19 protein-coding genes and 3 pseudogenes are annotated in these 18,755 nt (G+C 36.3%); 15 read left to right on the top strand and 7 right to left on the bottom strand.

Annotation, left to right across the window (positions count from 1 at the left end; translation table 11 throughout):
* Positions 1 to 189: 189 nt before the first annotated feature.
* Genes A5N88_RS05455 through A5N88_RS05445 form a run of 3 tightly spaced genes read right to left on the bottom strand, consistent with a single transcriptional unit; the run spans position 190 to position 3,876 of the window.
* On the bottom strand, positions 190 to 1,266 hold the full coding sequence (locus A5N88_RS05455; RefSeq protein WP_066263982.1) for a Ger(x)C family spore germination protein: 1,077 nt from the start codon (positions 1,264 to 1,266) through the stop codon (positions 190 to 192).
* Positions 1,263 to 2,387, bottom strand: a complete 1,125-nt coding sequence (locus A5N88_RS05450) for a GerAB/ArcD/ProY family transporter (protein WP_066263979.1) — start codon at positions 2,385 to 2,387, stop codon at positions 1,263 to 1,265. The genes A5N88_RS05455 and A5N88_RS05450 overlap by 4 nt, the downstream gene beginning before the upstream one ends.
* A gap of 4 nt (positions 2,388 to 2,391) precedes the next feature.
* Positions 2,392 to 3,876, bottom strand: a complete 1,485-nt coding sequence (locus tag A5N88_RS05445; RefSeq protein ID WP_066263978.1) for a spore germination protein — start codon at positions 3,874 to 3,876, stop codon at positions 2,392 to 2,394.
* Positions 3,877 to 4,437: 561 nt separating this feature from the next.
* On the opposite strand from A5N88_RS05445, the pseudogene A5N88_RS05435 reads away from it, so the two are divergent.
* A pseudogene (locus A5N88_RS05435) lies at positions 4,438 to 4,916 on the top strand (tyrosine-type recombinase/integrase); the annotation flags it as partial.
* A 1,048-nt stretch (positions 4,917 to 5,964) separates the two neighbouring features.
* Here A5N88_RS05435 and hxlB read toward each other — a convergent pair.
* On the bottom strand, positions 5,965 to 6,522 hold the full coding sequence (gene hxlB, locus A5N88_RS05430) for a 6-phospho-3-hexuloisomerase (RefSeq protein WP_066263975.1): 558 nt from the start codon (positions 6,520 to 6,522) through the stop codon (positions 5,965 to 5,967).
* 8 nt (positions 6,523 to 6,530) lie between these two features.
* Positions 6,531 to 7,163 carry a 3-hexulose-6-phosphate synthase gene (gene hxlA / locus A5N88_RS05425; protein WP_066263973.1) on the bottom strand — a complete coding sequence of 211 codons (633 nt, stop codon included), beginning with the start codon at positions 7,161 to 7,163 and terminating at the stop codon, positions 6,531 to 6,533.
* Positions 7,164 to 7,422: 259 nt separating this feature from the next.
* On the opposite strand from hxlA, the pseudogene A5N88_RS25765 reads away from it, so the two are divergent.
* From A5N88_RS25765 to A5N88_RS05385, 9 genes and pseudogenes are all read left to right on the top strand, one after another.
* Positions 7,423 to 7,655, top strand: a pseudogene (locus tag A5N88_RS25765) (winged helix-turn-helix transcriptional regulator); the annotation flags it as partial.
* A gap of 3 nt (positions 7,656 to 7,658) precedes the next feature.
* Positions 7,659 to 7,781, top strand: coding sequence for a hypothetical protein (locus tag A5N88_RS26070; protein WP_260525543.1), 123 nt, complete (start codon positions 7,659 to 7,661; stop codon positions 7,779 to 7,781).
* A gap of 282 nt (positions 7,782 to 8,063) precedes the next feature.
* Positions 8,064 to 8,738 carry a type 1 glutamine amidotransferase domain-containing protein gene (locus A5N88_RS05415; RefSeq protein ID WP_066263972.1) on the top strand — a complete coding sequence of 225 codons (675 nt, stop codon included), beginning with the start codon at positions 8,064 to 8,066 and terminating at the stop codon, positions 8,736 to 8,738.
* A gap of 4 nt (positions 8,739 to 8,742) precedes the next feature.
* Positions 8,743 to 9,198 (top strand): TetR/AcrR family transcriptional regulator, encoded by a 456-nt coding sequence (locus A5N88_RS05410; protein WP_066263971.1) that lies wholly within the window; start codon positions 8,743 to 8,745, stop codon positions 9,196 to 9,198.
* A gap of 357 nt (positions 9,199 to 9,555) precedes the next feature.
* The gene (locus A5N88_RS26515) at positions 9,556 to 9,795 is read left to right on the top strand and encodes an OsmC family protein (RefSeq protein ID WP_412733836.1); all 240 of its coding nucleotides are present in this window, start codon (positions 9,556 to 9,558) and stop codon (positions 9,793 to 9,795) included.
* Positions 9,738 to 9,917, top strand: coding sequence for an OsmC family protein (locus A5N88_RS26510; protein WP_412733833.1), 180 nt, complete (start codon positions 9,738 to 9,740; stop codon positions 9,915 to 9,917). The genes A5N88_RS26515 and A5N88_RS26510 overlap by 58 nt, the downstream gene beginning before the upstream one ends.
* 138 nt (positions 9,918 to 10,055) lie before the next feature.
* Complete coding sequence (locus A5N88_RS05400; protein WP_066263969.1) at positions 10,056 to 11,189, top strand: NADH:flavin oxidoreductase; 1,134 nt, start codon at positions 10,056 to 10,058, stop codon at positions 11,187 to 11,189.
* A 574-nt stretch (positions 11,190 to 11,763) separates the two neighbouring features.
* Positions 11,764 to 12,438, top strand: a complete 675-nt coding sequence (locus tag A5N88_RS05390) for an NAD(P)H-dependent oxidoreductase (RefSeq protein ID WP_066263961.1) — start codon at positions 11,764 to 11,766, stop codon at positions 12,436 to 12,438.
* 80 nt (positions 12,439 to 12,518) lie between these two features.
* Positions 12,519 to 13,151 carry a nitroreductase family protein gene (locus tag A5N88_RS05385; protein ID WP_066263958.1) on the top strand — a complete coding sequence of 211 codons (633 nt, stop codon included), beginning with the start codon at positions 12,519 to 12,521 and terminating at the stop codon, positions 13,149 to 13,151.
* An 873-nt stretch (positions 13,152 to 14,024) separates the two neighbouring features.
* On the opposite strand, the gene A5N88_RS05380 is transcribed toward A5N88_RS05385, so the two are convergent.
* Both A5N88_RS05380 and A5N88_RS05375 read right to left on the bottom strand, forming a co-directional pair.
* Positions 14,025 to 14,603, bottom strand: coding sequence for a TetR/AcrR family transcriptional regulator (locus tag A5N88_RS05380; protein WP_066263955.1), 579 nt, complete (start codon positions 14,601 to 14,603; stop codon positions 14,025 to 14,027).
* Between the two features lie 13 nt (positions 14,604 to 14,616).
* On the bottom strand, positions 14,617 to 15,270 hold the full coding sequence (locus tag A5N88_RS05375; protein ID WP_066263954.1) for a carboxymuconolactone decarboxylase family protein: 654 nt from the start codon (positions 15,268 to 15,270) through the stop codon (positions 14,617 to 14,619).
* Between the two features lie 617 nt (positions 15,271 to 15,887).
* Here A5N88_RS05375 and A5N88_RS26265 point away from each other — a divergent pair.
* The 5 genes and pseudogenes from A5N88_RS26265 to A5N88_RS24745 all read left to right on the top strand — a co-directional run.
* Positions 15,888 to 15,971 (top strand): iron-sulfur cluster assembly accessory protein, encoded by an 84-nt coding sequence (locus tag A5N88_RS26265; RefSeq protein WP_302467001.1) that lies wholly within the window; start codon positions 15,888 to 15,890, stop codon positions 15,969 to 15,971.
* 152 nt (positions 15,972 to 16,123) lie between these two features.
* Positions 16,124 to 16,561, top strand: coding sequence for an OsmC family protein (locus A5N88_RS05370; RefSeq protein ID WP_066263953.1), 438 nt, complete (start codon positions 16,124 to 16,126; stop codon positions 16,559 to 16,561).
* A 91-nt stretch (positions 16,562 to 16,652) separates the two neighbouring features.
* Positions 16,653 to 16,967, top strand: a complete 315-nt coding sequence (locus A5N88_RS05365) for a thioredoxin family protein (RefSeq protein ID WP_066263950.1) — start codon at positions 16,653 to 16,655, stop codon at positions 16,965 to 16,967.
* Positions 16,968 to 17,316: 349 nt separating this feature from the next.
* Positions 17,317 to 17,751, top strand: a complete 435-nt coding sequence (locus tag A5N88_RS05360) for an OsmC family protein (protein ID WP_198160178.1) — start codon at positions 17,317 to 17,319, stop codon at positions 17,749 to 17,751.
* A 254-nt stretch (positions 17,752 to 18,005) separates the two neighbouring features.
* A pseudogene (locus A5N88_RS24745) lies at positions 18,006 to 18,173 on the top strand (HU family DNA-binding protein); the annotation flags it as partial.
* Positions 18,174 to 18,755 lie beyond the last annotated feature (582 nt).

Below are 18,755 nucleotides of genomic sequence, written 5' to 3'. Positions count from 1 at the left end.
TACGAATTTCATTATAAATTATCCAGACCCAAATCATCCTTCCAAACTGTAAACGAAATAAAAGAGAACAGGGTTAAACCTTTCTTTTTATTGCTTATAGCAGTGAGATAACAAACATTATTCTCGGTGTAACTTTTGTCTTTTATTTCCTATCCAAAGGATAAGAACGTCATGCTAGTTGCTTCGAACTTATTTTACATTCGTTAAAGGTTCAGGGTGAAGATGATAGTCCACGTTAATCTTCATTCGTTTCCAGTAATGCGACCATTGTTTTTCACTTAGTGGTTTCTCCCAGGGGTTAAGAGAGAGTGTTCCAATCTGTAATGGGTCCACGTCCCAATTTTGCATTTTTTTTAAAAATTCCATTGATTGTTTATCCAAATAGGATTCGATCTCTTTTTTAAGACTCGCTAGTTCATCATGATCAAGTATATTTTTATTTCCTCTATACTCCTCGATTCTACTGGTCAGATTGACTTTGATTGACAGGGACGAATAGTTTGGATTAAATTTCATATGGACATTTGAGCGAACATGACCTAACGTGACGGATGATTTCGGTATAGGAAGATATTTAAGGTAGTGATTGTTGTTCATGAGCTGGATAATTTGATCGTCTGTGTTTTTGACGGTCGCTATTAGTTTGTCGTGACGGAACAAAGCCGTTCCTTTATATGTGAAATTTTCTTTGTCAACCTTAAAGACTGGCAGAATTGGATACGAAAATGGGGAATAGAACGTCTTCATAAATTGATGTAAATTAACGACAGTAATTTCCCCCTGATTATTTTCCTCGTAGTGTCTGAGCATGCGATAAAGGAAATAATCGAGGTTTGGTTGCTTAACGAGTTGTTTTTTTATGTAAGTGTCAAAATTCCCATCTACAATGACGAGATAAAGACGTTGGGAAACATCGGGGTCTGTAGCTACGGTATTAAGCAGCGATAGAATTCCTTTTTTTGCAAGCCTTTCATTGATTAACAACATTCGAAGTTGCCCTGGTTTCAATTCACGGTAATAAGCTAAATTAAAGAGCTTTGTCCCCTCATTCAGCAAGTGAACTTCTCGAGTCAGCAGATACTTCTTTTCTTTAATCAGTGGCGGCGCCATCGTGCTGATTTTTAACTTTCCTTCTTTTCCCTCATCCATATACCAGAACACCACAGGAGCGATTTCTTCAATTATATTGTTCTCCGAAAATGGGGAAGAACAGCCTGCCGTCAACACGATACTGATTAACATGACTAATAACGCTACCGATTTCATATGCCCACACGCTCCTTTAGTTTGATGGAAACCAACAGGAATGCTGGAACCAAGAAGTAGGTGAATGCCCCCAACCATATTTGAATATTGCTCCAAATGTTCTGTTCTGGTTCTGATTCCCAGAACCACGTATATATAGTAATCATACATACAAAAATGGTAATACAACTTGACATGAACCCTATTCTGGTGGTCTGTTCATGTATCCTTCCACCAATAATTCGGATAGCCCCATAAAAGCATAACAAGAGGATGGCAATAAAAAAAATGTAATTAAACAATTCTAAACAAATCAAAATGATATCAATTCGCTCAAAAATAGGAGACTGCAGGTACCGAACCATATTAACAACTGGAAAACTGGTTTTGCTTAAGTAATTGGAACCGAAAAACAGTAACGATATAACAAAGAATAACAAATATTCTAGGATAGTCAGGGCATTCCCAACGGCCCAATATTTTGACATCTTTTGTTTGAGGTTGAACCAAGGACCTAAACATATCAAGTATTCTGGTCCTGAAAAAGATGACCCAATCAATAACAACCCTTTCAAGGAATGCATCGACCAATCCGTCGGTATCAAGGGATATAAATCATGAAGTGATCCAATTTTCAGAAAGAAAAAGAAAAGAAACATTGGAATAATCAACATGGTACTAAAAAATGCAATCACAATAAAGCGTATCGTGTTCTCCATTCCTTGACTGGCTACATAAACACTAATCAGTAATATAAAAAATAACAGCCAATTTGTATGCATAGTTGGGAATAAAAATTGGTGAATAATATCCGCGTAACCTAGTGTTATGACGGTTATTTTGATTACAATCAGAAATAAACCGATAAAAGCAAAAAAACGAATCATTGGTTCACCAAAAAGCTGCATCAATCCTTGGTAACCTTTTGCAGGATACCCTGAAGCGAACACTCTGGATAATATCGTGAGATTAATCTGCGATAACAATCCTATCGCAACAATTCCCCAAATCATGTAGGAATGAACCAAATACATGGGCAAAATTAAGGTAAAGTAAAATATTTGCATTCGATTCACCAGCAACATAATATAAATGCCGCCTAGGGTGGTAGACGTTTTTTCATATAACGAAAATGCTTTCACGCTATCATCTCCTACGACTGACTCGCCATTTCTTTAGAGGATGTAAGGATTCAGGTCGCTCTTTCATCCAAATTAAGGGACCCCGAATGAAAAGATCCAACCAATCCTTCCCGTAAAATGGGGTTAGTGGTGCTAAATAAGGTTGTTTCAATGAAGTAATTGCATTCAGATGAGCCAGAATTCCAATGATCCCAAGCGTCATTCCGAAAATCCCTAAAAAAGACGACAAAACTAGTAAAACAAATTGAATTAACGTGTTAGCTTTGGTCATCATATAATTGGGAGTCAAAAAAGAAGCGATGGCGGAAATACTCACCAGAACAATTAACACTTTGCTAGCAAAGCCGGCCTGTACCGAAGCTTCTCCAATGACAATGCCACCAATCATTCCTAATGTTTGGCTTGATTTTGTCGGCATTCGTAAACTTGCTTCCTTTATAACTTCCAGAACGATTAACATGATAGCTGCTTCCCAAAATGGACTAAACGGTAATTTGCTTCTGGATTCCAATAAAACAAAAAGAATTTGCATTGGAATCATCTGATAATGGTGTGTCGTTAACGCTACATAGAGAGGTACTAATGTGATGGCAAGAAAAAAACTTAAATATCGAAGTAATCGCAAAAAACTCGCCACTCGCCATCGATTGATGTAGTCTTCTGGAGACTGAAACAGGTGAAAGAATGTGATGGGAGCAATTAAGGCAAACGGCGTATTGTCGACGAAAAAAATAAGTTTACCCACACCTAATGAAAAAGCACAGAGATCTGGACGGTCGGTTTGTTGATACTGTGGAAATATACTATGATGATCTTCTTCCATGAAAGCAGCAACTTGGGATGAATCAAGAAATAGATCAAAATCAATTTTCGGGATTTTCTCTCTTGCAATGGAAATTAATTCGGGATTGGTTAATCCTTCGATGTACATAAGTACAACCTTTGCTTTACTTAGAGAACCGACTATAAACGTCTCCGTTTTTAGTTCCTTCAAAGGAAGACGTCTGCGAATCAATGTGATATTCTGTTCTATTTGTTCACTAAAGCTGTCTTTCGCTCCGTATAAAATGGTTTCCTGATCAGATGATTCGATAGCACGACTCAATGGATTTTTGAGAAGAACGGACCACCATTGATTTTGCATAGGGTCGAACAGAAGTACCGAACCTTGTAGTAACTCCCTTTCGGCATCCTCCAAACTGATAATTTCCGATATTTTAGAGGTGGCAACATATTCATAAATCGTGTCATGAGAATCGCGAATCATCGGTTCGATAATGACTTCATTCAAACGCTCCAGGTCGATTAACGGTCCTATGTAAAGAAGTATAACTTTTTGACCTTTATTAGTTTGACGTTCAACGATTGCTGCATCATCCATGTTCGCTACCATATGTTTAAGGGCATCTAGCGTTACAGCTGCCTGATCTGTAATTAGAGATTCATTTTTCTTATGATCGATTTTGGACTGACTTTTTTTCCGAAACATAAAAATCCCTCACCTAAGTTATGTATTGGTAACACACTTTAGAAACAGGTACATGTTATTAACTACTTTTAGTATGAATTATGTGATGATGAAGTTTATACTTTGCACATTCAATCTTTTTTATACAAACTTTCATATTTTTGCGTTATTCGTGACGGACTTATATTCGTTCCCTCAATTTTATCCATTCTAATTTTTACCCATTGTCTAACTTTTCTCATTTCAGTGTCAAAAGCCATTTGAAATAGACCGGGTAATTGAAAATCAGTGAAATGTTGTTGTCTTAATTTGACAAATGCCTCTGCATAGTAGGAAAAAAAGAGCTGTTGGAACAGGAAATAGTTCATTGCCTCATGAGTATATATTGATCTTTCCAACAATTCATTGGGACATGAGCAAATTGCCAGGGTTTAAATATTCCGGGGTAAACAGCTTCGATAACTTGAAATGGAGATTGGCCAAAAGATCAAAGACGCCATTTATACGATATTTTTTTAAAAAATGAAAATTAACCTGCAGGAATTTCTTCAATAGGTATTTTCAGTTCTTTTTCAATAACATATTTATTTATTGACGTATGCTGGATGGAGGGTGGATGAACTATCTAATTTAAAGTTAACCGATCTTGACTTGGAGTTAAGACGAATTTGAATTTGGGGGAAAGGACGGAAGCTTCGGACAGTGCCTATGTCCAATACTTTGTGGCAAGAACTGTACGACTGGTTAATGTTTAGAGCAGAAATGTCAAACAAGAAACCTCATGGAGAAGAGTCAACCTATGTGTTTTATAGTCAACGATCAACCAAATTTAGGTTCGTGGAATCCAGGCTATGATTGAAAGTTACAGTTTGCCAAAGAAAAAATTAACCCCACATATGTTCAGGCATACATTTTGCAAATGGATGTTGAAAGCTACGAATAATGACATTGAAAAAGTCAGGAGACCCGCTGGTCATAGTAATATATCAACTACAGCAAGATATTTAAAAGATTCCTATAGTGATTTGGCGGATGCTGTGGAAGCTTTGCCGAGATTTTAAATCTGTGAGAGATGATCTTTCTGTTATGAAGTTGGAATCTTTGTTGGATACAGAAGGAGTGTGAAAGAAAATTGAAAAGTACAATATATAATAGAAGGAACTCGTAAAAAAACTTTGCTTAAAGAGATCAAAGGATCGATAGGGAATTCTTTATCATTATCACAATTTAAATAAAATTTATATTCATCTATTATTAAAAGTTTAGGTTTATATAAAGAGTGTATCCTATTTTGTTTTTCAATAAAGGTGCCAGATTGTGAGATAGTTTACTTATTACATCAAAAAAGAATAAATGGTCTGTGCCATTAATTATTAGTCTATATAAATTGAATTTAGTTTTTTCGTTTAAATTGATTTCCGCTGTAGTGGGCAGACAGGGAGCCTCCTCGGCGCAAATTGCGCCTGTGTGGTCTCTCTATCCTGCTTGTCCCGCAGTAGTCTCGTGTATCCGCACCAATCATCAGAGTAAAACTTAAATTCAACATATATAATAAAGGTATTCTTGATTATTCCGTTAATTCTAATTTAACGGGCTTCATAGACTTGCAGAATAAATATTAGTATTGTTCGGACTTTTGTTGAGAGCAATTTGGCTTCCAATGTTACGTGTTATTCCTGTTATCATAATAGGATTTTGCCTAAAGGAGATTTTAAGTGAGAAAATAAACGATCAAGTAAAATAGGAATATATGTATCCCTTTAGAACTAGGAGAGGATACATTTTTTTCTGTAACTATCTCCTGGTATAGACTGTAATCTGATTTTTCAAAGTTTCTGTCATTGTCTCATGTGTTTTTATACCTTTATTGATTTGCGTAGTTTCTTCTAAATTATTACAAAATCCGCGAGATGATCCCTCGCGGATTATTATAATTAATCATTCAGTTTTTTGATGAATTCCTTCATGAGCATGTATAAGGCTCTCATGGCAATCAACTGCAATCGGTTTGTTCGTCTAAAAAAGTGAGCAACGATACCCAGAAGATATATATTCAGTCGGATATACTTTGATGCACGCCTGCCGGGAATGATCAAATAGAATCATTCTTTATTCAAGGTTGGCATGTCTGCCATACATCTTATTGGTATCCAATCCTTTTTTCTCCATAAATCTCAAGATAACGGCATCATAAAAAAGTAAAAGGGTTTGCTCAAATAGTGAGCCCATTGGTTGGATGGTTTTATAATCGCTCTCTGATTGATCTTTCGGTGATCCAGGCAACTTAATGGTGATATCTGCGAACTGTCCAATAGTGGATTCTGGGAATATCGTTACAGCTGCGATCTTTCCACCTATGCTTTTTGCTTTTTTCACCATGGAGACTAAACTTTTAGTTTCTCCTGAACCAGATCCTATGATCAATATGTCATCTTTTTCAAAGTTAGGAGTAACCGTTTCACCTATCACATAGGCATCAATTCCCATATGCATCATTCTCATTGCGAATGATTTGGCCATAAATCCAGATCTTCCGGCACCAGCTACAAAGACTTTCTTTGATTCGAGAATCCCATTTACCAGTTTTTCTGCTTCATCATCAGATATTAAGTCAACTGAACGACTTAACTCTTTAATAATTTCAGCCAAATATTGAGTAGTCTGCATAGTAGTTATTAACCTTGTTTAATCATTTGTTGCATTTTTGCAGCTGCAGCTTTAATATCTGCTTGTCCAGTAATACCACCGCCAACAATGATAAGATCTGGTTGTGCTTTGATTACTTCTGGAAGTGTTTCTAATTTAATGCCTCCTGCCACTGCAGTTTTTGCATTTTTCACAACGCTTTTAATGGTTTTTAAATCCTCAAATGAGTTTTTTCCAACTGCTTGAAGATCGTAGCCAGTATGAACACAAATATAGTCTACACCCATTGTATCCACTTCTTTAGTACGTCCAGCAAGGTCTTTTACAGCAATCATATCAACAAGAATTTTTTTACCTTGCTTTTTAGCCTCTGCCACTGCACCTTTAATGGACTCGTCTTCAGCGGTACCTAGAATCGTAATAATATCAGCGCCAGCTTCAGATGCTTTCATCACTTCATACCCAGCGGCATCCATAATTTTTAAGTCAGCTAATACTTTTAGATTAGGGAAGGCCTCTTTCATTGCCTTTACAGCATGAAGACCTTCATTAATAACAATCGGTGTACCGATTTCTACGATATCAATATGTTCCTCAACTTGTTTAACAAGCTCTATTCCTTGTGGGATGTTTACTAAATCTAATGCTAATTGTAATTCCATTTTATATTCACTCCTAATAATTTTTTCAGATTGTCGTACAGTAATAATATCTCCAAAGTATATATAGTCCCATTACGGTAATATTTCCAAATTGGATTATCTGTACCAGCAGTAAGGATCAATGGTGTTCCCAACCGCTGAACAAATGCAAGTATACAACGTATGATATTATATTAAAAGTACGCACTTTTATATTACATAGTGCTAAAAAGTATACTATTGAAGATAATAGCCATGGAGGAGAAATAAAATAGCATGAATGCAGGATAAGGTGTTTAACTATGAAAAAGAATTAACCCTTTCCCTTATCGGTAGGATGAAAAAGCTAATATTATGGCATCTAGGAAGAGAAGGAACGAAACGATTTGGTAATTGAAGGCTCTTATGCCAGGGATCAATCAAAGGATGCTTGTTAACCAATTGTGTGAACTGGAAGAAGACTAGATTGTTAATCGAGAAGTCTACCCAGTTGTTCCGCTAAAAGTGGAATTTTAATTGACAGAACATGGAAAAAGCCTAAAAGAGGGGATTAAAACCGTAAGTAGACTTTTACGAGTCCAAACTGGTGGTTTTTTTGTTTGCAATGATTTAGCGTATAAAGAAAATGAAGGAGTATAATCTGGATAAAGGTTAATAATATTCCTGTGTTGTAAAGGATTTTAGCCGAACTGTTTATAGTGCAGAAATAATCCTTATTTCGGGTGAGATGGTGAAGAAATATGTTGAATATGTTTGCAAAACTTTGGGGGGGAGTTTCATCCCTGAAGAAACAATGAAAGAATTTGCTCTTTCATAGACATACTATGGAGGGTGATTATCCCTTCTCTTCTTTGAAAAATTATCTATACAATATGGATGAAAGTAGTATGAATTAATTGGAATAAAGGAGGTTTTTTTTTGATGGCTAATACAAAACGCATTCTGATTGTGGTGACAAACCATACTAAAATCACCGATGATCATAAAACTGGACTTTGGTTGGAAGAATTTGCTGTACCATATAACGTCTTTAAAGAGAAAGGCTACGACGTGAAAGTCACCAGTATTTTGGGTGGTGAAGTCCCGCTGGATCCAAGCAGTCTGCCCGCTGAAAAGAATGCGAAATGGGAGGAAGCGGAAAAAGAATTAACCCACACTATCAAATTAAGCAAAGAAGACGCCCAAGGGTTCGATGCGATTTTTCTGCCGGGTGGGCACGGAACGATGTATGATTTTCCCAACAATGAAACCTTGCTTTATATTTTGCAACAATTTGCAGAAGATAGCAGGGTCATTGGGGCTGTTTGTCATGGCCCTTCAGGCTTAGTGAATGCCACATTCAAAAATGGAACCCCATTGGTGAAGGGCAAAAACATTACTGCCTTCACCGATGATGAAGAACGGGAAGTCAAATTGGATCAACATATGCCTTTTTTGCTGGAAACTACGCTTCGAGAAAAAGGTGGAATCTTCTCCTCTCGTAGCAATTGGACAGACTACTCGATTCGAGATGGAAACCTAGTAACAGGACAGAATCCGCAGTCCAGTAAAAGTACAGCCGAAAAAGTAGTGGACGCCATCGAACATCCTGCTTAAATGGATGTCTATTCATAGAACCGTACGAAAGCACTGTCAAAACCATACCGTTTTGAACGGTGCTTTTACATTTCTCCTCTTTGGATCAGAGGATTGTATAACTAAGAGTAAGAAATCCGGTGACGATACACATGCTGCTCATGTTGGAAAAGGACAATTTTATCATTACTTTTCCTCAAAATATAAACTCGGACTAGCAGTTGTCGGAGATCTGATTCAAGAGTGGGATCAACAATTAATTGCTGGTATTCTCCAATCAACAGACAATCCGAAATCAAAATTAAACAAGATGCTTGAGTGGGCTATCACTTTTCATGCTGGAATGGAAAACAAACCAGGGTGTCCGATTGGTAACTTAGCAATCGAAATGTGTGAACACGATGAAACCTTTCGTTTAAAGATTCAACCTTTTTTTGATCATTTGATTGGCGATAGAAGCAGTTTTAGACGATATGATTAAACAAAACCAAATAAACTCCAAATTGATCCCAAGTAAGGTGCTCAAGCGATGGTTGCTATGCTTGAAGGGAGACTTTTATTAATGAAGAACCAGTTGGACATCCAATTTTTGACCAATGTCATTGATGTCATTCGTAAACAGTTCCACCTTTCTTAAATAAGAGTTTTTATTTGCGGATTATAAAGGAGGATGTTAAACTCCTTTTTATACCTAACGGTAGGTACAAAACTGTGCATAGAATATTGTCCAAAGATTAAAATAACCGTAATACCAAAATGGGAGGTAGAACATTTATGTCTAAAATTATAGAACGAGTTACGGCTGTTTCACAAGGGATGTAAACAAAAGCTAGATCAAATGATTATTGATGAACCTACTAACATGGGAGGAAAGGATACTGGTGCAAATCCACTAGGAACACTTTTGGGTGCACTTGCCGGATGTGAAAATGTCGTTACCAATATGGTTGCGAAGGAAATCGATTTCAATTTAAAAGGTATTGAATTTACATTCAAGGCGAACTTGACCCACGAGGATTCATGGGAAATACGGATGTTCATCCCTATTTTGAAAAAGTATCAGTTGATGCAAAAATAAAAACTACGGAATCAGAAGCAAGAATCAAAGAATTACAAGAAAAAACACATCATCGTTGCCCCGTTTACAAAACCCTAAAAGCTGCTGGAGTAGACGTGATCTCAAATTGGACAAGAGCGTAACTTGTGTTGGATTAACCGAAATCACTCACCGGTTGAAGAATCAGATAAAAACTATCAAGATCCAAATAGTATTTTGGAATGGGCATAAAATATATTAGTAGCCCTTTAAAAACGTATTAGGAAGGATGTAGTTCTATCATGACTGACAAAAAAATTTTATTTGAAAAAGTAAAGCTAGGAAACGTAACATTAGATAACCGTGTTGGTGTTGCTCCCATGACACGCACAAGTGCCACACCTGAAGGATCAGCAACTGCCCAAATGGTATCCTATTACACAAAATTTACCCGCGGCGGATTTGGCCTGATTATTACAGAGGGTGTCTATCCCGATGATAAATATAGTCAAGGATACTTGGACCAACCGGGAATCATTAACAATGAGCAGGTCCAAGCCTGGAGAAAGGTTACCGATTCCGTTCATAAAGAGGGCAGTAAAATCTTTATTCAGTTAATGCACGCTGGAGCCTTGTCACAAGGGAATCGTTTTAATAAGACGACGCTTGGTCCATCCCCCGTTCAACCAAAGGGCGAAAAATTAAGCATTTATGGAGGAGAAGGATCCTTTCCGGTGCCGAAAGAAGCGACAAAAGAAGATATTGCAGAAGTAATTGAAGGTTTTGTAAAATCCGCTGTTCGAGCTAAAGAGGCCGGTTTTGACGGTGTTGAGATTCATGGAGCAAATGGCTACATACTGGATCAATTCCTAACCGATTATACGAATGAAAGAATGGATGAATATGGTGGTTCCACCGAAAATCGTGTCCGTTTGTTAGTAGAAGTATCCAAAGCTGTTCGAGAAGCAGTCGGTAACGAATTTACAATTGGCATCCGTATTTCGCAAGGAAAAGTCAACGACTACCAGCATAAGTGGGCTGGGAAAGAAAAAGATGCGGAAATTATCTTTGGACAATTAGGTAGTGCTGGGCTTGATTATATCCATGTGACAGAATATGAAGCATGGCAGCCTGCTTTCTCTAAAGGTGAAGGAACTGTTGCCACAGAATCAGCCTTTGGTGATCACGGAGCGTCACTCGCAGCCTTAGCAAAAAAATACGGAGGCCTACCTGTATTAGCCAATGGGCACTTGGAGGATCCTGCTAGAGCCCAAGAAATTATTGAAAAGGGAGAGGCTGATGTAGTAACGATCGGTCGGGGGGCCCTTGCGAATGGTGATTGGGTGAAAAAAGTAAAAAACGGTAAACCGTTGGAAGAGTTTGTGCCAGAAAAAGTATTAAGCCCGGATGCAAAAATTAAAGATTTTGAAGCATAACTTAACCAAGGGAGGCCAAAAAAGGACGATTTCTTTTTACTTTTAACAATCGTACTATATGCTTAGAATTTTGTTTCAGGAAAGGTTATTGTTCATTTTCCACCGTCTCCACCGTAATGCGATCTTAGATTAATTTTAGCTGTACGTATAAAGCAGCCGTTTTGGCTGCTCTCCTTTTTGTCTTTTATTCTTTTAAGTCTTTTGATTTTCATGTTTTCGGCTTATTCTTTTTCCTGCCAGAATCTATAAAATGTTAAATCTTTCACAGGATGATAATAAGACCGCTCGGCCGCATCTAGATGAAACAACATTAGATGATATGGAAAGGCTATTAACTGGAAGCATGGACACTAAAATGTTTTTAGAAATTACTACATCGAAAACGTTTTTTACTTCATTGCACAACCATTCACGAACTTGTTTAATGTACGGAAAAATCTACGAATTTTTATTTTATTTTATTTTTCTTACAGAGGTGGATTCTTTCACGGTGGATTCATTTGGCTGCATTTTGGATTCATTATTGGAAACAAAGGAGAAGTAGAAGACAAATCAAATATTAAAGGTGATTTTGATGAATAAAACAACAACAAAAAAACAAGAAATTATCAATGCATTTCAATTCCGCCATGCAACCAAAAAATTTGACCCAATAAAAAACATTTCTAACGAAGATTTCCAATTCATACTAGAAGCAGGCAGACTATCTCCAAGTTCAGTCGGATGGGAGCCATGGAAGTTCTTAGTCGTGCAAAATAAACAATTAAGAGAAAAAATGAAACAAGTAAGCTGGGGAGCACAAGGACAACTTCCTACAGCAAGTCATTTTCTGATAATTCTTGCACGAAGAGGACTAAGATACGATTCTGATTATGTAAAACATCTAAATAAAAAAGTGAAAAAATTACCTGATGATGTCATCGCTAGAATAACACCTCGTTATAAAGAATTTCAAGAGTCTGATCTTCATTTATTTGAAAGTGACAGAACATTATTCGATTGGACGAGCAAACAAACATATATTGCACTGGGCAATATGATGACAGCCGCCGCCCTGATTGGGATAGATTCATGTCCAATTGAAGGTTTTAACTATGACAAAGTACACAACATTTTAGAAGAAGAAGGATTACTTGAAAATGGGAAATTCGATATATCGGTAATGGTTGCATTTGGATACAGAGCCGCTGAACCAAAACGACCAAAAAGTAGACAAAGTATAGAAGATATTGTTCAGTGGATAAACTAATCCACTATCTTTTAGGTTGAAAATTTTTTCAACAATAATTAACTATAAATATCCAAGTATGATGTGAAAGGTGATAAACTATGACAACAACAGTTGAACAATCCATCTCCCATTTCATGCAATCACGGTCAAGCGTGAGAGCTTACGAAAAAGGAAAAACGATTCCTAAAGCGACTTTGCAGGATATCTTGAAATTGGCGGCTACTGCACCGTCTTCTTGGAATCTTCAACATTGGAAATTTATTGTCGTCCAAGATCAACTAATAAAAGAACATTTGCTTCCGATTGCCTATGGTCAACAACAAGTCATTGATGCTTCTGCTGTCATCATCGTTTTAGGTGACGTACAAGCAAACAAAAATGCTGAAATGGTGTATGGAGAAGCTGTAAAAGGTGGATACATGACTGAAGAGGCAAAAGGTGAGTTGTTAAAAAATATTGAAAGTGCATATGCCAGCAGTGAAACTGTAGGTGTACATGAAGCAATCCGTAATGCTTCGTTTGCGGCTATGCAATTGATGCTTGCGGCCAAAGCATATGACCTAGACACTTGCCCAATGGGTGGATTTGATCCGCTTGCTTTACGTCAAGAACTGAATATTCCGGATCGTTATATTCCCGTTTTGATGTTGACATTAGGGTACGCAGCAAAACCTGCTCATCCTACTTCTCGATTTGATTTAAAAGATCTTGTAATCAAAGACAAATTCTAATACGCAAGGTACCACTTTGGAGGAATCATTTCAGCTAGATACTGTCAAAACTAAAAAAACTAAATTTCAAGGTATTGGTGATTTATCGCCAATGCCTTTGAAAAAAAGGTTGTGTATTGTTTGGTGATTGTCACAAAAGAAAAATCACCATAATTAGTTAGGCGGTTATTAATTTTTATTACACCTTATTAAAGTGAAAATCCCCGTTGTACAAATACGTCGATCAATCTACTCTTTTAGTCCGTTAAAAATCCATAATAGTTCATGAACATACGTCAACTAATTTATTCAAGTGTAGCAATTCTTAAAATAGACGGTAGAGATTATTATAAATCCGCAAGAGTGAGTAGAGATTCCTCCCTTGGTTCCACACTAAATGTTTAACAAGTCAAATGCTGAAGTTGAGTTTTTTGTGATTTCCCAGCGGACAAGTAAGGATGATTGTCGTCGTTAAATGAAATGGTTCACTTTTTTTGTCCCTTCTGGAGATTCCTGATTGTCTCAGCACTACCGTTACTAAATAAAAAAAATAGAACAAGGCTCTTTTGGTTAATTTGTCTAACATATTCTTACACAAAGAATATCGTTTTTTGAGGTTTTCCTGTCAATTTGGTAGCCAAACAGTGCACGGATCTCAGGAATGAGCATTCAACATAAAAATAAAGAGTGCAAAACAAGTTAAAATAAAGCGGTCTGAAACAAAAGTCATGTTATCCCAAAAAACCATTTAATGGAATAAAATGAAGCTTCAATTACTTAAGAACGTTACCAAGAAGTAAAGATAGCTTATATAATACAATTGTGAAATATAATATAGAAAGCAAAAAGACTTACTAACCGTCCGTTAGTAAGTCTTGACTTAACCTTTTGTCTTTAATTTAAACGATACTGTTGTTTAATTACTTCAAAAATATCTTGTAATACTTGGATATTTTGTCGGCTTACCATTAGTAAAATTCCGCCTTCAATCATGGCAACAATAGATTCTGCGTTTTTTTTCGGATTAATTGAATCATCTAACTGGTGATTCTCAATCATTTCCGATAAAATATCAGCGACTGAGTTTACCCAATGATGAAAAAATTCTTCTATTTTCACTCGAAATTCCTCATCTTGGTTACTCATTTCAATTGCCAAATTTCCCATTGCACATCCGTTCTTAATTTCCATTTCTGCATGACTTGTCTCGGCCCATTTGAGCATCCGATTTAACTTAGTAACAGGGTCATCTGAAGTATTCAGAATTCCGATTAGTAACTGTCCATCCCAATCTTTGACTAACTCTTCTACAACAGCTAATCCAAGATCATGTTTTGATTGAAAATAATGGTAAAATTGTCCCTTTCCTATATTAGTAGCTGCCATAATATCGCTGACTGATGTCGCTTGGTAACCCTTTGAGTGTATAATCTCTCTAGCTATTTGTATAATTTCCTGTTTTTTGGAAGACACAATAACCACAACCTCAATCTTGATAACTTTGAATCATATTAGCCATGTGTGCATAGGAACCGCCTGCGCGTAATGCGGAAGTAACCATAATAGCTTCTGCGAGTTCTTCACTTGTTGCGCCGAGTTTTTCTGCTTTTTTAGTATGAACGTCGATGCAATATGGACATTGACTGGCCACTCCAGATGCAGTCGCGATAATTTCTTTAAATTTAGCAGTGAGTATTCCTTCTTTAGTGGCAGCAGCGCTAAATACTGAATAGCCTTTGAATCCTTCAGGAGCAAATTTACCCAGGTTGCTTAAATTTTTTAAATTGGAACGGGCATAAAGAACATCTGATGCATCTACATTTTTTGCGTTATGTACATGCGTACTATGAGTAACGACGCCCCCTGCTTCCACAGCCGTTGCAACAAATATAGCTTCAACTAATTCTTCCAATGATGCTCCTGCTTTTTTTGCTTTCTTAGTATGAGATTCAATGCAATACGGACACTGAGTGATATGAGCAATTGCTACAGCAACAATTTCTTTCTCTTTTATGGTAAGAGCACCTTCTTTAAATACTGCAACATTAAAATCATTAAAGGCTTTTAATTGTTCTGGTGCAAGATCTTTTAATAAAGCTAATTTTTGTGTATGTTCTTTTGTATATAGATTTGATGACATTTTTCAAACTCCTTGTCAAATTTTATTTAGTTTATCCTTAAAATGATGGATTATCAAGTATGATTATTTACCAACCGTTCGGTACAATTATAATAGCATTATTTACTTCCAGTTTTCAAGAGAATAATGTTTATGACTCAAATTTCATGGTTTTAGTTATGGTTAGGAATGAAAAACCAGGTCGGTTTTTTACTCATTTTTTATCCGTTTATTTAAAACTACTGAACTCAAATTTGTTTACTAATCGTTTAAACCCGGGGACTCATTTCTTGTCAGTATTTAACAATTTACAATGTACCGAACGGTAGGTACAAAAATAAGAACTTCAAATCTAAATAATATATATTTTATCGATGGGGAAAAAGAATAAGGAAGGTGTAACAAATGGAAGTGATCATCACAAAAAGCGCAGCAGAAGAACTGAACTAAAAAATTGGGGATCAAAAGGGATATCATAAAATTCAAAACGTAACTGAAGGGCTTGCCTGCGGGGCAAGTGTATCTATTTTGTTTTTTGTCTAATCAATAGATGAAACCAATGATGTTCTATTTGAAACGAACAATCGTCCTGTTTTACTGGAGAAAACAGAGCTAATTTTTTTGATAATAAATTAAAAATTGATTATTCGGATTCAATGAACAGTTTTCAGTTAAAAAGCCCACAGCAAATCATAAATGGAAGAATGTCGTTTATGATTTAGAGCAAATTCTATTTATAAAAACACATGATTTTTTTACTTGCGAACTATAAATGTGTGTGCTAAACTACTTTCTGTACCGAACGGTAGGTACAGAATTGTATGCATACAATATTAAAAATAATACATTGATAAAACAGGGGGATGGAGAAATTATGGCAAACGTGACAGAACGAATTACAGGTGTTTCTCAAGGATTGCAAACAAAAGTGAGATCTGTCAACCACCATTTTATTGTAGATGAACCTCAAGCTATGGGAGGAAAGGACGAGGGTTCAAATCCACTTGCCACATTACTAGGCGCACTTGCCGGCTGTGAGAACATTATTGCTAACATGGTAGCAAAAGACATAAATTTTGATTTACAAGGAATTGAATTCGACATTCGTGGCGAACTTGATACTCGAGGGTTAATGGGAGAACCTAATGTTCGTCCCTATTTTGAAAAAGTAACCGTACATGCAAAAGTAAAAACAACTGAAGCAGAAGAAAGAATCAAAGAACTACAAGAAAAAACGGATCTTCGTTGTCCTGTATTCACAACACTTAAAGCTGCCGGAGTAGAAATGGTCCCAAATTGGGTAAAAGCATAAATGGATTAACAATCCTTTTTGTATGCTTACGCAAGGATTGTGAGTACAGACAGCAAAGTCAGTATCAAGAGAAAAGCCTGGAGGGAAAAACATGAAACAAATCAAAATAGAGCAAGAATTTCGTGATCAAATTGTCCAAGATCAACTTACAGTTGGAATTTTTACGGCAACTTGGTGCCCGGACTGCAAACGTTTAGATATGTTCATTGATGAAATTACAGCGGAGCATCCAGATAAACAATGGTTTAAAATTGATCGTGATGAGTTCCCGGAAATTTCTGAGGAACAAAATGTAATGGGAACTCCATCATTATTAGTATTCAAAAATGGTGAAAAACTTGCTCATTTGCATAGTGCGAATGCCAAAACTGCAGATTCAGTAAGAGAATTCTTAAACAACTTATAAAATAGCCTCTTCCGAACGGCAGAATTTTTTTCAGATCGTTGAGAAATTTCTTCTTAACGGACTGTACAAGAACTTCGCTTAATTCAGATACTCTTAAGGCTTTATTCGCAAACGTTGTTGCTTTTTAATATATTATTAGGTTCAAAAATTCATTCATTATCATATAGTTAGAAAGTAATTGTACCGAACCAACATTAATTGCGCGGAATTTGGTCTTAATTACACCGTAATCAATGTTTTGTAGCGTATTTTTCACCTTTCGTGAACTACTTGCGATACCTGTAGAATAATAACATACATGAACGAACATGATATAAATATAATTTATTTATTTGAAGGAGTGTTAAACATGGCTGATATGAAAATAAATGTGAATGCTGTTTGGGATGGTGGAGTAAAAGGGAATGGAACCCTTAAAGCGGAGTATCTTGATACAAAAATCGCTATTCCTGCATCTTTAGGAGGTAGTGGCAACGGAGCAAATCCAAAAGAGATTCTTGTTTCTTCGGTAGCTACTTGTTATACAGCAACTCTTACGTTTGTACTTTCAAGCAGAAACCTGCCTGTTGCTGAACTTACAGTGAACTCAGAGGCAAATATATCTGATAATGAATTTAAAATTATCCATTATCCTCACATCGTTTTATCTAAAGATGCAACAGAAGAACAAATTCAATCCGCACAAAGAGCGACGGAAGCAGCAGATAAAGGGTGCGAAGTCGGAAATTTATTGAAAAAAGCAGATGTTAAAATTGAAATTCAAGGTAAAGTTTCTTTGAAATAAACGGATTCAATCAAAGATGTAGGAACTTATTTTTAGACCTTTTAAATAAAACGGTATTTTAAATTTAAGGCGGCGATTCTGCTGCCTTTTTTATATGAGGAAATAACTAAAATTGCGCATGAAGAACTAGTCTTTCCAAGCAATAAGTGGACTTTCTTGGTTCTTTGTAGCTCCTTGAATAATAAATGTTTATATAATTTATGATATTTAACCTTTTCTACATATCGAATAATAAAATAACGAGGTGCTTGAAGATGAATAAGACAGAATAAGTAAATGCAGTTGCAGCACAACATAGAACTAACAAAGAAAAATGCCATAGCAGCTGTGGATGCATTATTTGAAACTATTTTAATACGAAAGAAAGAGAAAGTTCAGTTAATTAGGTTTGGAACATTGAAGTACGTGAACGTGTAGCTCGAACCATTCCCTTGAATTACGTCGTGCAAAAGTGAAGTAGGGGAAAAACTAAAGGTAAGTAGTAAAGTCGTATCCAAAAATAAATAAAGCAATTAGAACAACCTACATGCATCCAGGTACCGTTTATAATTAGCCGGAAGATTAAATACAAAAAAACCGCAACTGTATTCGTCTGTCAGTTACGGATCACAAGAAAACCAAGTGAAAAGGTGAAAAGTAAGCGGCGTAGACGGGGAGGTCACAGTGCTCCCTTTTATTGTTTATAGTGTACTTAGAGTTAACAAATATTATGCATTTACCCCCGAAAAACCCTCAACTGTCGTGTCAGGAGGACCCCAAAGCAGTTACGGATTTCAGAACGAGCATCTTCAATGAATCTACATTTTGCAGAAGTTTTAAATGATGACATCTATGTGTGCCTTACACCAGACAAATCCGGTTTTACAGATGCCTCCGATTTTGTAATAGGGTGCAGAATTCCAAAAATCTGTACAAGTATTCCCACATCCCGAAATAATCAAAGCATTTGAAAACAAAGAAAATCCGCAACTGCTCCAAGAAGATCCGATGCACTGTCTAATCCG

The sequence above is a fragment of the Heyndrickxia acidicola genome, from assembly GCF_001636425.1.
Classification (GTDB): domain Bacteria; phylum Bacillota; class Bacilli; order Bacillales; family Bacillaceae_C; genus Bacillus_AE; species Bacillus_AE acidicola.
This window is presented reverse-complemented; position numbering and strand designations above follow the sequence as displayed.

Bases quoted from the DNA above. Each gene is read 5' to 3' on its own strand.
- A5N88_RS05400 (WP_066263969.1), top strand. From the start codon at position 10,056: ATGACTGACAAAAAAATTTTATTTGAAAAAGTAAAGCTAGGAAACGTA.
- A5N88_RS26510 (WP_412733833.1), top strand. From the start codon at position 9,738: ATGGGAAATACGGATGTTCATCCCTATTTTGAAAAAGTATCAGTTGAT.
- hxlA (WP_066263973.1), bottom strand. From the start codon at position 7,163: ATGGAATTACAATTAGCATTAGATTTAGTAAACATCCCACAAGGAATA.
- A5N88_RS05390 (WP_066263961.1), top strand. From the start codon at position 11,764: ATGAATAAAACAACAACAAAAAAACAAGAAATTATCAATGCATTTCAA.
- A5N88_RS05375 (WP_066263954.1), bottom strand. From the start codon at position 15,270: ATGTCATCAAATCTATATACAAAAGAACATACACAAAAATTAGCTTTA.
- A5N88_RS05410 (WP_066263971.1), top strand. From the start codon at position 8,743: ATGTCTATTCATAGAACCGTACGAAAGCACTGTCAAAACCATACCGTT.
- hxlB (WP_066263975.1), bottom strand. From the start codon at position 6,522: ATGCAGACTACTCAATATTTGGCTGAAATTATTAAAGAGTTAAGTCGT.
- A5N88_RS05455 (WP_066263982.1), bottom strand. From the start codon at position 1,266: ATGAAATCGGTAGCGTTATTAGTCATGTTAATCAGTATCGTGTTGACG.
- A5N88_RS05365 (WP_066263950.1), top strand. From the start codon at position 16,653: ATGAAACAAATCAAAATAGAGCAAGAATTTCGTGATCAAATTGTCCAA.
- A5N88_RS05370 (WP_066263953.1), top strand. From the start codon at position 16,124: ATGGCAAACGTGACAGAACGAATTACAGGTGTTTCTCAAGGATTGCAA.
- A5N88_RS05415 (WP_066263972.1), top strand. From the start codon at position 8,064: ATGGCTAATACAAAACGCATTCTGATTGTGGTGACAAACCATACTAAA.
- A5N88_RS26515 (WP_412733836.1), top strand. From the start codon at position 9,556: ATGATTATTGATGAACCTACTAACATGGGAGGAAAGGATACTGGTGCA.
- A5N88_RS05385 (WP_066263958.1), top strand. From the start codon at position 12,519: ATGACAACAACAGTTGAACAATCCATCTCCCATTTCATGCAATCACGG.
- A5N88_RS05445 (WP_066263978.1), bottom strand. From the start codon at position 3,876: ATGTTTCGGAAAAAAAGTCAGTCCAAAATCGATCATAAGAAAAATGAA.
- A5N88_RS05360 (WP_198160178.1), top strand. From the start codon at position 17,317: ATGGCTGATATGAAAATAAATGTGAATGCTGTTTGGGATGGTGGAGTA.